Annotated in this window: 13 protein-coding genes; 4 read left to right on the plus strand and 9 right to left on the minus strand. The window is 41.5% G+C overall.

The window, feature by feature from the left end:
- Nucleotides 1-49 precede the first annotated feature (49 nt).
- Nucleotides 50-853 (plus strand): sulfite exporter TauE/SafE family protein, encoded by an 804-nt coding sequence (locus IHV77_RS02510; protein WP_194813203.1) that lies wholly within the window; start codon nucleotides 50-52, stop codon nucleotides 851-853.
- A 98-nt stretch (nucleotides 854-951) separates the two neighbouring features.
- Here IHV77_RS02510 and IHV77_RS02515 read toward each other — a convergent pair whose 3' ends face one another.
- The 3 genes from IHV77_RS02515 to rng form a co-directional block, all read right to left on the minus strand.
- Entirely contained in the window at nucleotides 952-1,227 is a 276-nt protein-coding gene (locus IHV77_RS02515) for a response regulator (protein WP_408635275.1), read from the minus strand.
- A 109-nt stretch (nucleotides 1,228-1,336) separates the two neighbouring features.
- A complete protein-coding gene (gene uhpT, locus IHV77_RS02520) occupies nucleotides 1,337-2,725 on the minus strand; it encodes a hexose-6-phosphate:phosphate antiporter (RefSeq protein WP_194812588.1) in 1,389 nt (462 codons plus the stop codon).
- A gap of 190 nt (nucleotides 2,726-2,915) precedes the next feature.
- A complete protein-coding gene (gene rng, locus IHV77_RS02525; RefSeq protein ID WP_194812589.1) occupies nucleotides 2,916-4,391 on the minus strand; it encodes a ribonuclease G in 1,476 nt (491 codons plus the stop codon).
- A 105-nt stretch (nucleotides 4,392-4,496) separates the two neighbouring features.
- Here rng and putP point away from each other — a divergent pair, with 105 nt between their 5' ends.
- Nucleotides 4,497-6,011, plus strand: a complete 1,515-nt coding sequence (gene putP / locus IHV77_RS02530; protein ID WP_194812590.1) for a sodium/proline symporter PutP — start codon at nucleotides 4,497-4,499, stop codon at nucleotides 6,009-6,011.
- On the plus strand, nucleotides 6,008-6,973 hold the full coding sequence (cmoB, locus tag IHV77_RS02535) for a tRNA 5-methoxyuridine(34)/uridine 5-oxyacetic acid(34) synthase CmoB (protein WP_194812591.1): 966 nt from the start codon (nucleotides 6,008-6,010) through the stop codon (nucleotides 6,971-6,973). Before putP ends, cmoB begins: the two co-directional genes overlap by 4 nt.
- A 209-nt stretch (nucleotides 6,974-7,182) precedes the next feature.
- Here the strand turns inward: cmoB and IHV77_RS02540 are convergent, their stop codons facing one another.
- Nucleotides 7,183-8,445 carry an HlyC/CorC family transporter gene (locus tag IHV77_RS02540; RefSeq protein WP_194813204.1) on the minus strand — a complete coding sequence of 421 codons (1,263 nt, stop codon included), beginning with the start codon at nucleotides 8,443-8,445 and terminating at the stop codon, nucleotides 7,183-7,185.
- A 174-nt stretch (nucleotides 8,446-8,619) separates the two neighbouring features.
- Nucleotides 8,620-9,405, minus strand: a complete 786-nt coding sequence (locus IHV77_RS02545; RefSeq protein ID WP_194812592.1) for a cytochrome C assembly family protein — start codon at nucleotides 9,403-9,405, stop codon at nucleotides 8,620-8,622.
- Nucleotides 9,406-9,545: 140 nt separating this feature from the next.
- Here IHV77_RS02545 and ffh point away from each other — a divergent pair, with 140 nt between their 5' ends.
- Entirely contained in the window at nucleotides 9,546-10,934 is a 1,389-nt protein-coding gene (gene ffh, locus IHV77_RS02550; RefSeq protein ID WP_194812593.1) for a signal recognition particle protein, read from the plus strand.
- 312 nt (nucleotides 10,935-11,246) lie between these two features.
- Here ffh and yidC read toward each other — a convergent pair whose 3' ends face one another.
- Genes yidC through rpmH form a run of 4 tightly spaced genes read right to left on the minus strand, consistent with a single transcriptional unit; the run spans nucleotide 11,247 to nucleotide 13,599 of the window.
- Entirely contained in the window at nucleotides 11,247-12,869 is a 1,623-nt protein-coding gene (gene yidC, locus IHV77_RS02555; protein WP_194812594.1) for a membrane protein insertase YidC, read from the minus strand.
- The gene (gene yidD, locus IHV77_RS02560; RefSeq protein ID WP_194812595.1) at nucleotides 12,869-13,129 is read right to left on the minus strand and encodes a membrane protein insertion efficiency factor YidD; all 261 of its coding nucleotides are present in this window, start codon (nucleotides 13,127-13,129) and stop codon (nucleotides 12,869-12,871) included. The genes yidC and yidD overlap by 1 nt, the downstream gene beginning before the upstream one ends.
- Entirely contained in the window at nucleotides 13,093-13,452 is a 360-nt protein-coding gene (rnpA, locus tag IHV77_RS02565; protein WP_194812596.1) for a ribonuclease P protein component, read from the minus strand. Before rnpA ends, yidD begins: the two co-directional genes overlap by 37 nt.
- A 12-nt stretch (nucleotides 13,453-13,464) precedes the next feature.
- Entirely contained in the window at nucleotides 13,465-13,599 is a 135-nt protein-coding gene (rpmH, locus tag IHV77_RS02570) for a 50S ribosomal protein L34 (protein ID WP_194812597.1), read from the minus strand.
- Between the last annotated feature and the right edge of the window lie 95 nt (nucleotides 13,600-13,694).

A 13,694-nucleotide genomic window follows, 5' to 3' on the forward strand; every position in this document is an offset into this window, starting at 1 on the left:
CCCCACAACCGATAATGTGCCAAAACGGAAAGCAAATAGAGAGTAAATGATGAGCCTTTCGCTAATTTTGATTTTAATTTTGTGCGGTGTGATGACCAATATAATGTCCGCCGTATTTGGCATTGGCGGCGGTGTGTTAATGGTGCCGCTACTCTATACCCTATTCCCCGATTTCCCTTTACCAATGGTTGCCGCCACCTCCCTGACGATTGTTATCGGTTCGGCATTGATTAACCTTATCTATTTTTACAAACAGCATATTCCGATCAATGTCAAATCGGTATTGTGCTGGTCAATCGCAATGATCATCGGTGTGCAAATTGGCTTTGAAAGCAGCTTTTATGTGCCTGATCTCGCTATAATCAGCCTTTTTATCGGCACATTAAGCCTTTTAGCATTCAAAACCCTGTCTCGCTCCCAAGCCGCCAAACCCCATTCGGCAAACGGCAATGACCTGATTAAAGGAATGGGATTATGCCTGCTCGGCGGCTCGATTGCGGGAATGACCGGCATTGGCGGCGGCTCAATTATGGCACCGCTTATCAGCCAATTAAACAGCGTTCAGCCCCGCCAAATCGCCCCTTACACCAACACAATGATGATCCTAGGCGGCACAGGCAGTCTCTACGGCTATCTCGCCAAAACCCCACCCTTTTATTTGCCAAACAGTTGGCAAATCGGCTATGTGAATTTCGCCATTGTCGCCATTGTGGTTTGCAGCACAATGATCACCGGCTTTTTCTCAATGAAACTCCGCCGATGCTTACCTCCGGTTCTTACGCAAAAACTACTCGGCGGAATCTTGCTTTTCATCGCCGTTTATACCTTGGGGGTTTATTGGGTGAGGGGGTGATTATGGCTAATGTAATTCCCTGCTAAAATAACACAACTCCATAGTAGAATATTTCAACAAAACCAAGAGAAAACGATAACAAAACAAATGAGTGAATCTCAAATCATTACGGTACCGAAAGAAGCGAAAGCAGGTATGATGGTTAAAATGCAATGAATACCGGAAGGCAGGCTTTTTAATAATTCCAATCCGCTTTCATCAGGCATTGAAATATCAATAATACAAACATCGGCTTTCGTACCCGGTAGATTTTGACGGGTTTCTTTTGCAGAACCGAACTCGCCGACCACCTCTATATCCGATTCCAGTGAAAGGAGTTGCGCAAATCCTGATCGCACGATGATATGATCATCAATAACAGCTACCTTTATCATTGTAACATTCCTCTTTTTAAGGGGGCGAATTGTAGCATTTGGAAAAAGTGCGGTAAAAACTTTTTCAGTTTCGACCGCACTTTGGCTTTATGAGTAAATTGACTTTTGATTATTTTTTCTGTGCTTCAAGTTTTTTCAAATGACGGATTTTACGTTCTTCCGCTATCGCAACAAAAGCAAGCAATATCATACAAAGGATCGCTGAGGCATCAAGCGCTGCAAAAGTCCCTTCCCAACCGGTTAAACCAAAGATTGGCGTACCATCGGCAATCATACCCAAGCCTAATTTTGCAAAACTGTCACCAATTAAATAAGCAAACGTACCTTTCACTCCATCGGCGACCGCAATCGCTTTTTTCGGTACAAAGCCGACTGCCGCCACACCGATTAATAATTGCGGCCCGAAAACTAAGAAACCGAGAACAAATAAAGTTACCAAATACATCGTTTCATTGTTTGCGTGTTGATAAAAACCAATCGTGAAAGTGATTAAAATCAATGCCACACAAGCCAATAACGCACGGCGACCATTTGCTAAGTCAGATAAATATCCCCATAAAAACGTACCGACAAGCGCGCCGACTTCAAATAAGGCGAAACCTGAAATCGCCGCATCTTTTGAAAAGCCAAGTTCTTGATAAGCATAAACCGGAGACCATTGGTCAACGCCGATACGCACGATATAAAGAAAAATATTTGCAAAACAAAGTAACCAAATCACTTTATTTTTCAATACGTATTGAACAAAAATTTGTTTTTTAGTGAGTTGATTTTTTTCTGCGTCTTTGTCTTCTTCAGAAATTTCCTCACCAAATAATTCTTCCGCTTTACCTAAGCCGTATGCTTCCGGCGAATCGCTTCCATAACGTAAACCGATGAAACCGATAATTAACGCAATAATAGACGGGAACACGAACATTCCGATTACGTGTCCGTTAAAGAATACATTTGCACCAAATAATGCCACGCCGGCAGCCGCCGCACCGCCCACATTGTGAGAAAGATTCCAAAACCCTAAGAATGTGCCGCGTTTTTTACGCGGTGTCCATTTGGTTATCGTGGAATAACTTGAAGAACCGCCGGTACTTTGAAAGAAACCACTTAGTGCATAGAATGCGACCATTAAGAAAATCGCAATGCTACTACCGCCCATACTTGCGCTAAAACCAAGCATACAAAGTGCGGAAAGGATCAACATAAACGGCACGAATTGCTTTGTATTTTTACCGTCCGCATAATAAGAGACGATGGTTTTCCCCAACCCATAGGTGATTGAGAAACCAAGACCAATCATACCTAGTTGCGTTTTGGTTAAGCCGTAAGTTTCAATCATATCGTTTTGAGCGATATTAAAGTTTTTACGTACCAAATACATCGCCATATAGCCGAAAAATACAACCAAATAAGATTGCATGAAGGGTTTAAACCACATTTTACGACGTTCTTCGACCGGTAAATCAAGCGTCGGTTTTCTCACTTCATTTAAAAAATTAAGCATAAGATAAACTCCAAGTTAAATAATTGCACGCATATTAGATCGGAATTCATTCTTACTCTTGCGAATGCAACTCGGAAAACCTAGGAATAATTCCTAGAATGCCTAATTTTCTTATAAAAATGTGATGTAGCTCACAATTTTATATAAAAAGAGCGGTCAAAATTGACCGCTCTTTTTCTTCACTTTCTTGTTACATCACCACCACATCAAACTGTTCTTGATTATAAAACGGCTCCGTTTTCACCTGAACCCGTTTTCCGATGAACATTTCAACCTCCGGAAGCAGCCCGTGGGATTCTTCATTAATCAAATATTCTGCGACAGCCGGTGATGCATACACCACAAATTGTTCACTGCTGAACAAATGATATACACGAATAATTTCACGCATAATTTCATAACATACGGTTTCTACCGTTTTTATGCGACCACGACCACGGCAAGCAGGACATTCATCACATAACACGCGCTCCAAACTTTCACGGGTACGTTTACGCGTCATTTCCACCAAACCTAGTTGGGTAAAACCGTTCACGCTGGTTTTTATGCGATCTTTTGAAAGCGCATCCTGTAGAGACTCCAAAACACGATTCTGATGATCTTCCAACTGCATATCAATAAAATCAATGATAATTATCCCACCAAGATTGCGTAGTTGAAGTTGTTGCGCAATCGCTTTCGTGGCTTCAATATTCGTATTGAAAATGGTTTCTTCCAAATTTCGGTGTCCGACAAATGCCCCGGTATTAATGTCAATTGTGGTCATTGCTTCCGTTTGTTCAATAATGAGATAACCGCCGGATTTTAAATTTACGCGTTTATCCAGTGCTTGTTGAATGCCATTTTCAACGCCATATACATCAAAGAGCGGTTGATTCCCGGAATAAAGAACCAGTTTATCACTCAATTCAGGCATAAATTCATCGGTAAATTCCTTTACTTCGTTGAAACAAAGTTTGGAATCTATACGAATTTTTTCTAATGTTGTACCGATAAAATCACGCAAAATACGTTGTGGCAAAGCCGGTTCGCCATAAATTTTCGAACGGGTCGGATACTTCGTTTTTCGTTCCAACACTTTACGCCATAAACGCTTGAGAAATTCCGCATCTTGACGAAGTTCCTCTTCACTCGCACCTTCTGTTGCAGTACGAACGATAAATCCGCCCAGTTCATCACAAAAAGGTTCAACCAAAGCCTTTAAGCGTGCCCGTTCATCTTCGCTCTCAATACGCTGAGATACGCCCACATGGCTATTCTCCGGCATAAAAACAAGATAACGGGACGGCAGTGTAATATCAGTGGTTAAGCGCGCTCCTTTCGTACCAAGCGGATCTTTTACTACTTGTACCACGATATCTTGTCCTTCACGAACCAGCTCAGAAATACTTTTTACTTTGAATTGTTTTTGTTCGTTTTCGTCCACACATTCCGTATGAGACACAATGTCGGATGCATGCAAAAACGCAGCTTTTTCCAAGCCGATATCCACAAATGCAGATTGCATACCGGGTAATACACGTGTCACCCTACCTTTATAAATATTTCCCACAATGCCGCATTTGGCTCGGCGTTCAATATGTACTTCTTTTAATACACCCATTTCCACCAATGCTATTCGGGTTTCATTCGGTGTAACGTTCATTAATAATTCTACCGCATCCATTTTGTTGTCTCTGTATCTCCTTTTTTAAGGAATAGAATAATAGACTTAAATAAGATAAAATGCGAGCTTTCTCAAATTTTCGATACTTTTTTTGGGGTTATATTGATGTTTGTTTTTGACCCGACACTGATCACATTCACGATTTATATTATCGGGATGTTGCTTATCGGTGTGCTTGCTTATCATTACACAAATAATTTATCCGATTACATTTTAGGCGGTCGCCGTTTAGGCAGTTTTGTCACGGCAATGTCAGCCGGTGCATCCGATATGTCGGGCTGGTTACTAATGGGCTTACCCGGTGCCGTGTATTTATCCGGTTTAGTAGAAGGCTGGATTGCCATCGGATTAATACTCGGTGCTTATTTTAACTGGCTTCTTGTTTCAGGCAGATTACGTGTTTATACCGAATTTAATCATAATGCGCTAACATTGCCGGAATATTTTCATCACCGCTTCGGGGCTTCGCATCAATTGCTGAAAATGCTGTCTGCGACAATTATTTTAGTTTTCTTCACCATTTACTGTGCCTCGGGTGTCGTTGCCGGAGCAAAACTTTTCCAAAATCTTTTTTCGGTGGAATATTCAACCACACTTTGGTTTGGCGCAGCGGCAACCATTGCTTACACATTTATCGGAGGTTTCTTGGCGGTAAGTTGGACGGATACCATTCAAGCCACATTGATGATCTTCGCGTTGATCCTCACCCCTGTTTTCGTTCTAATCAGTATCGGGGATACGACACAATTTTCGGCAATATTAGACCAAGCGGAAATGGCGGCAAATAAGGATTTTACCGATCTATTTACCTCAACAACCCCGCTAGGTTTATTAAGTCTTGCTGCGTGGGGGTTAGGTTATTTCGGTCAACCGCACATACTCGCACGTTTTATGGCGGCTTATTCGGTAAAATCCCTTATAAAAGCACGTCGTATCGGTATAACTTGGATGATACTTTGCCTTGGTGGGGCAATTGGTATCGGGTTCTTCGCCATTCCTTATTTCTTCGCCAATCCAAGCGTTGCCGGCACGGTGAATCACGAATCCGAGCAAGTATTTATCGAATTGGCAAAATTATTATTTAATCCGTGGATTGCCGGTATTTTACTTTCTGCGATTTTAGCTGCGGTAATGAGTACGCTAAGCGCGCAATTATTAATTTCCTCCAGCTCTGTAACGGAAGATTTTTATAAAGGTTTTATTCGACCTAAAGCCTCGGAAAAAGAACTCGTTTGGTTAGGGCGATTAATGGTGTTGGTAATTGCCCTCATTGCGATTTGGATAGCCCAAGATGAAAACAGCAAAGTATTAAAACTCGTTGAGTTTGCTTGGGCGGGGTTCGGCAGTGCATTCGGGCCGGTTGTCCTCTTTTCGCTCTTTTGGAAACGTATGACCGCTTCAGGCGCAATGGCGGGAATGCTGGTCGGCGCAATCACCGTTTTCTCATGGAAAGCCATTATTCCGGTGGAAAGCGACTGGTTTAAAATCTATGAAATGATCCCGGGATTTTTATTTAGCAGCTTATCCATTCTTATCGTTTCACTCGTTTCCACCGAACCGCCACAAGCTGTGATTGAAACCTTCAATAAAGCGGAAAAAGCTTATAAGGAAGCCAAATGATTGATTTTCGCCCTTTTTATCAAAAAATTGCCATAGGTCCGCTTTCCCATTGGTTGGAAACGCTCCCTCTTCAATTAAAAGAATGGGAAAAACAAACGCACGGCGATTATGCCAAATGGTCAAAAGTTGTGGATTTTCTGCCTGATTTACAGGCTGACAGGATCGATTTAAAAAACGCGGTAAAATCCGACCGCACTTTGCCTCTTTCCGAAGGTGAAAAACAGCGAATTATTCATCATTTGAAACAACTTATGCCATGGCGAAAAGGTCCTTATCATTTATTTGATATTCATCTGGATTGTGAATGGCGTTCTGATTTTAAATGGGATCGCGTTCTTCCCCATCTCGCGCCGTTAAAAGATCGTGTTATTTTAGATGTCGGTTGCGGCAGCGGCTATCATATGTGGCGTATGGTCGGTGAAGGTGCAAAAACGGTGGTAGGAATCGATCCGACAGAACTTTTCCTTTGCCAATTTGAGGCGGTTCGTAAGCTACTTAATCATGATCGCCGGGCAAATCTCATTCCTTTAGGTATCGAACAAATGCAACCGCTCGCCGCCTTTGATACGGTGTTCTCTATGGGAGTGCTTTACCATCGAAAATCCCCCTTGGATCATTTGACACAATTAAAAAATCAGCTGAAAAAAGGCGGGGAATTAGTGCTGGAAACCCTCGTGGTGAATGGCGATACAAATACGGTTCTTGTTCCGACAGATCGCTACGCAAAAATGAAAAACGTCTATTTTATTCCATCTGTGCCGGCATTAATAAACTGGCTAGAAAAAGTCGGTTTTAGCAACGTGCGCTGTGTTGACGTGGCTGCCACGACACTTGAAGAACAACGCAAAACCGATTGGTTAGAAAATGAAAGCCTAATTGATTTCTTAGATCCGAATGATCACAGTAAAACCATTGAGGGCTATCAAGCTCCGACAAGAGCGGTAATCTTAGCGAATAAATAACATTTAAGGCAAATATTCAGGGCTTGGATATGTAGCGTTCAGCCGTTTCTCGAATACCCAATTGGTCGTTAAGTCTCGTTTTGACGATGTTTAATTTAAGTGCCGTTGAATTTTCCCCATAAAAATCCGCACCTTAATCTGTCGGGTCGATTGCCCAACTTTTGGGGTGCAGACCAAAGTGCGGTTAAATTTTTTCGTGTTTTTTTAGATTAAAGTTTCACGACTTTCGCTTGCTTAATCATATTATCTGCGACTTCTAAAATCGTAATTTGCAAACCTTCGATTTCGCAAACCGTGCCTTCATCGGGAATCTCTTCTAAATGTTCAAGAATCAAACCGTTAAAAGTTCGGGCATCTTCCGTGTCTAGTTCCCAACCGAACATCTTGTTGAGATCACGTAGATTTGCCGAGCCATCAATAATCATTGAACCGTCAGATTGTTGCGTAACTTCTTCATCAATGGTTGGCGCGGTGGAAGTCGTAAACTCACCCACAATTTCTTCCAAAATGTCTTCTAACGTCACCAAACCTTTGATGTCACCGTATTCATCCACCACTAAGCCGATACGTTCTTTATTGGCTCGGAAATTCGCAAGCTGAGTTTTTAACGGTGTACCTTCCGGAATAAAATACACTTCATCCGCAGCTCGAATTAATGTTTCCTTAGTAAATTCATTTTTTTCCAATAATAAACGGAATGCTTCACGCACACGCAAGATACCGAGTACTTGTTCATCAAGGCTGCCTTTATAAAGCACCACTCGGTTGTGAGCGGCGTGATTAAGCTGGCGCATAATTGCTTTCCAATCATCATCAATATCAATACCGCCGATTTCATTGCGTGGAACCATAATATCATCTACCGTCACCGTCTCCATATCAAGAATGGAAAGCAACATTTGCGGGTGCTGTTCATCCGGTGTGGCTTCTCCGGCTTCTGTCACAATGCTTCTTAATTCTTCACGGCTAATCACTTGTTTTTGCATATCCGGCTTTAAACCGACAAGGCGCATAAGTAATTTGGTAAAAATATTCATTAGCCACACGATCGGATAAAAAACTTTTAACAAAATCGTCAAAATATGGCTTGAAAACAAACTCACTTTTTCCGGATGCATTGCCGCAACGGTTTTCGGAAAGATTTCGGAAAATACTAACATAATAAAGGTAAGTAGCCCTGTTGCGATCGCTACACCGACATCACCATATAAGCGCATACCGATCATGGTTGCAATGGCGGAAGCACTAATATTCACAAGGTTATTAAAAATAAGGATAAAACTTAGCAAGGTATCGGGGTTTTCAAGCAATTTTTCGGCTTTTTTCGCACCTTTATTACCTTGTTCGGAAAGAAAACGTAAGCGATATTTATTAAGAGAAAGCAACCCTGTTTCTGAACCGGAAAAATAGGCAGAGAGAACTAAACAAATGATGAGAGTAATAAATAAACTACTAAGGGGGATACTATCCAAGGGGAAATCCTTTTGTTGATTAATCATAACCCGTAGGACACTTTTAATATTTGTGCCTGAAACCTTGTTTCAATCACTCTACGGAACATTGAGTGTCAGCAATTGATAACGGCATCTCCGCTACAATATAAAATCATCTGACGATAAAGGCGAACATATCGGTTCGCCCTTATTTTAAATTAATCGACTGCCGAAATAAGCAATCGTGAGTAAGATAATACCTGAAATAGCGTAAATAATCATCCTTTTTCCGCGCCAGCCGAATTTCCAATGCCCCAAAAGCGCTATTCCAAACACAAGCCAGGCTAAAAACGAAAAGACGCCTTTGTGAATATTTTCCACGGTTAACGCATTCATAGAATAATAAACGCCTGAAATTAATGTTAAAGTCAGCAGCAACTCCCCTGTTGCAAATAAATGGGCAAAATGACGTTCCACTGTCATTAATGAAGGCATCACAGCCGAAAAGGCGGTTTTTTTGGCTTTGAGACTGCGATCAATCCAAGCTATCTGAATCGCATAAAGGGTTGCGATGACACAAACGGAATACGTAAAAATCGACAAACCAATGTGAAATAACATCGCCGAATCTTGATTTAACAAGCGGATAAGATGGCTTGGCATAAATGTCGCCAAAATGAGATTAAGAACGGAGAAAGAAAATACAATCGGCAATAAAAACCAAATCGAATTAACGACCAACATTGCCAATACCGCCAACGCCGCAATGCTCACACTCATCAATGAACTGATTTCTACAAGGGTAAAGGTGTGTAATTGCGCCAGTTCCCGCAACGAAGGATAAAGACTTGCCGCGTGAAAAATAATGCCCGTAAGTGCGGTCAAAAAAAACGGCATTTTTCTCGGACGGTATTGCGCTTTATCTGCGGAATTAAGCAACGGCAGAATCATTAAAACGCTCGCTAAATAAAAAAGTATCGAAAAAACAGCAAACCACATAATTTACTCTCGCTTATTAGGAATAATTCGTATTTTACCGTTCTCATCGAGGATTCGCTATAAATTTATTTGAAATGATGAAAAACGCCCAAAATTCGGTATAATCACAGCAATTTTTTGGATAAAAAACAGGATATATTATGTTTGGGAATCTCTCCGATCGCCTCTCAAAAACACTACGCAATATTACAGGCAAAGGGCGCCTGACTGAAGAAAACATTAAAGAGACACTGCGTGAAGTGCGTATGGCATTATTGGAAGCGGATGTGGCATTGCCGGTGGTTCGTGAATTTATCGCTAAAGTGAAAGAAAGTGCGCTTGGTGAAGAAGTCAATAAAAGTTTAACGCCGGGACAAGAGTTCTTAAAAATTGTTCAGCGTGAGCTTGAAAAAGCCATGGGAGAATCCAACGAAAGTTTAAATCTTGCCACCCAACCGCCGGCGGTAATCCTAATGGCAGGTTTACAAGGGGCAGGTAAAACGACCAGCGTTGGAAAGCTCGCCAAATTCTTACGCGAACGTCATAAAAAGAAAGTATTGGTCGTATCGGCTGACGTATATCGCCCTGCTGCTATCAAACAACTTGAAACCTTGGCACAGTCCGTAGGCGTCGATTTTTTCCCGTCTGATGTAAAACAAAATCCGGTAGATATTGCCAAAGCAGCCCTTGCCGATGCAAAACTTAAATTCTACGATGTACTCATTGTGGATACTGCCGGTCGCTTACACGTTGATAGCGAAATGATGGAGGAAATTAAACAAATCCATACGGCATTGAACCCGATTGAAACACTATTCACCGTGGATGCTATGACAGGTCAAGATGCGGCAAACACCGCCAAAGCCTTCAATGAAGCCTTGCCATTAACCGGAGTTATTCTAACCAAAGTAGATGGTGATGCACGTGGCGGAGCGGCGTTATCGATTCGTCAAATTACCGGTAAGCCGATCAAATTTTTAGGGGTTGGCGAAAAAACCGAAGCCCTAGAACCATTCCATCCGGATCGTGTAGCTTCCCGTATTCTTGGTATGGGTGATGTGCTGTCGCTTATCGAAGATCTTGAGCGTTCCGTTGATCGCGAAAAAGCGGAAAAAATCGCGCAAAAATTCAAAAAAGGGGACACTTTCACCTTAGATGATTTCCGCGAACAGCTTGTCGAAATGAAAAAAATGGGCGGAATGATGTCTATGTTGGAAAAACTACCCGGCGCAAAAAATTTACCGGATCACGTAAAAAATCAAGTAGATGACAAAATGTTCATAAAAATGGAAGCCATCATAAATTCTATGACGCTAAAAGAGCGTGCCAATCCTGACATCATTAAAGGCTCTCGCCGCCGCCGCATTGCATTAGGTTCCGGCACACAAGTGCAAGATGTAAACAAATTACTCAAACAATTTGATGAAATGCAAAGAATGATGAAAAAAATGCGCAAAGGCGGTATGTCAAAAATGATGCGTGGAATGCAAGGTCTAATGGGCGGCGGTATGGGCGGTCTCGGCAAGCTAGGGGGAATGTTTAAACGCTAAAAACAATAAAGTGCGGTTGGAAAAATTAAAGTTTTTTCGGCATTATGTAGCAGTTGCACAAACCATTGTAGGGGGCGTTAGGCGAAGCTGCAACTCACCGACAGATGAAATGGTATATTACTCCTACGGCTAACGAACCCTACTCCCGATAAAGATTGGAAATAAAATTCTCTTTGTGCAACTGCTACATAATAATGAGTTTTTTAACCGCACTTTTTACTATAGCCAGACAAAAGCTATAGTAAAGCTTTCTTTCATAAAGACGGCTTTAGTTGGCAATAAAAAAGCACCTATTAGGTGCTTTTTTGATTCTTATTTCTTACTGGAGTGTAATCCTTTTTTCTCTAATCCACGGTAGATTAATTGCTGTTGTACGATAGTGATTAAGTTAGATACTAACCAATAAAGCACTAGCCCTGCCGGGAACCAAAGGAAGAAAAACATAAAGATCAACGGCATAAAATTCATCACTTTTTGTTGCATCGGATCAGCCACCGGTGTCGGCGACATTTTTTGCAACAAGTACATAGAAATCCCCATTAAGATTGGCAGAATATAATACGGATCTTGTGCGGATAAATCTTGAATCCAACCAAAGAACGGGGCGTGACGAAGTTCCACCGCTTCCATAAACGTCCAATATAATGCGATGAAAATTGGCATTTGAAGAAGAATAGGCAGACAACCGCCTAACGGATTTACTTTTTCTTCTTTATAAAGTTTCATCATTTCTTGGCTCATACGTTGACGATCATCACCGAAACGTTCACGCATTTCCTGCATTTTCGGTTGCAACATACGCATTTTCGCCATAGAAGTATATTGTGCTTTAGTCAATGGATATAAAATAGCCTTCACCACAATAGTCACACAGATAATCGCCAAGCCCCAGTTAGACACGATACTTTGAATAAAGGTCAATAGCCAGAATAATGGCTTCGCAATAAACCAAGCCCAGCCATAATCAACGGTTAAGTCCAAGTGATTTGCCACTTTTGCCATTTCGTTCTGAAGTTTCGGTCCTGTCCATAAAGTGCTGGAAATGGTTTCTTGTGCGCCGGACGGAATTGTCACGATTGAACCACGATAACCGATGGAAGCAACATTATTTTTGCTATCGGTAATGGTATAAAATTGATTATCGACATCTTGATTCGGAATCCATGCAGACACAAAATAGTGCTGTAACACAGCTACCCAACCAGCCTTGGTATTAATTGAAAGATTTGCATCTTTCATATCGGAGAAACTGTATTTTTTGTAATTGGTTTCGGAGGAAGAATAGGCTCCGCCGGTATAAGTCGGCATAGCTACGTTACCGGAGCTTTCTACAAGCGTATGTTTTAACTGACCATAAGGCTCAACTTCAATCGCTTCGCCACTTTGGTTATTGATTTTGTAATCCACGCCCACATCATAGCTGCCACGTTTTAAAACAAATACTTTTTGATAGCTTACACCGTCTTTTTCAAAAACTAACGGCACAGAAAGCGAATCCTGACCTTCCGCCAGTTTAAAACTATCGCCTTCAATTTGATATTGCGCACGAGCTGATTTTGTATCAATACCGTTTTTACCAATCAAACCGCTTTGTGCAATATATACGTGTTCCGGAGAATCTTTTAACAGCACAAAAGGCGTCTTAGAATCTAATTCCGCATCATATTTTAATAATTCGGAACTCACCACATCACCACCCAATGTATCCACTTTCAAGCGGAAAACATCATTTTCTAAAGTAATAAGGCGGCCTTTAATTTGTGAATCCGTCGCAATTTGACCGGATGAAGAAGAACTTGCAGGGACATCTGAAGTCATTGAAACCGTTTGTTCAGCTACCGGCGGGGGAGGATTTTTATCCATTTGCCATTGCTGATAAACAAGGAAAGAAATAAAAATTAGTGCTAACACTAATAGGCTACGTCTTGAGTCCATTATTTTTTCTCATCGTTATTATTAATCTTCGGCGGAACGGGATCGAATCCACCGGCGTTCAAAGGGTGACATTTTAATACACGTTTTAATGTAAGCCAACCACCTTTTAACGCACCGTGCGTTTTTAATGCCTCAATGCCATAACACGAACAACTTGGTACAAATCGACAACGGGGACCGATTAGAGGACTAATGGTAACCTGATAAACACGAATTAAGCCAATTAAGATTTTTGCGCCAAACGAACGTGTCGCATCCATAATTTTTCCAGTGTCTGATAAAACGTTGCATTATCAAGCTTGCCAATTCCCCCCTTTGCCACAAAAACAAAATCGTAAGCAGGAAGACGATGTTGCGATAAACGAAAACTTTCCCGCACCAAACGCTTTATTCTATTGCGATCATGTGCACGTTTTAAATGTTTTTTGGCAACGGTCAGACCCAAGCGGGGATGCTCAAGATTATTTCTTCGGGCTAGAATAGTGATTTCAGGAGTGCTGGCTCGAAACGGCTGTTCGAAGACATATTTGAATTGGGAGGGAGCTAACAAACGTAACTCCCTAGAAAAGTTTAGCTTAACCACTAACTACAGCGATTATACAGATAAACTTTTACGACCTTTAGCACGACGACGAGCTAAAACTTGACGGCCGTTTTTTGTTGCCATACGAGCGCGGAAACCGTGAGTACGGCTACGTTTTAATACAGAAGGTTGAAATGTACGTTTCATTGTAATCTACCTAAGTCAGAAATGTTTTAGTGTTTTGAATCCAAAACAAGAGTTATAAAAATAGAGCGCGATTTTACTTATAAATCGGGCTTACG

Origin of the sequence: Rodentibacter haemolyticus (assembly GCF_015356115.1) — a bacterium.
Lineage (GTDB): Bacteria > Pseudomonadota > Gammaproteobacteria > Enterobacterales > Pasteurellaceae > Rodentibacter > Rodentibacter haemolyticus.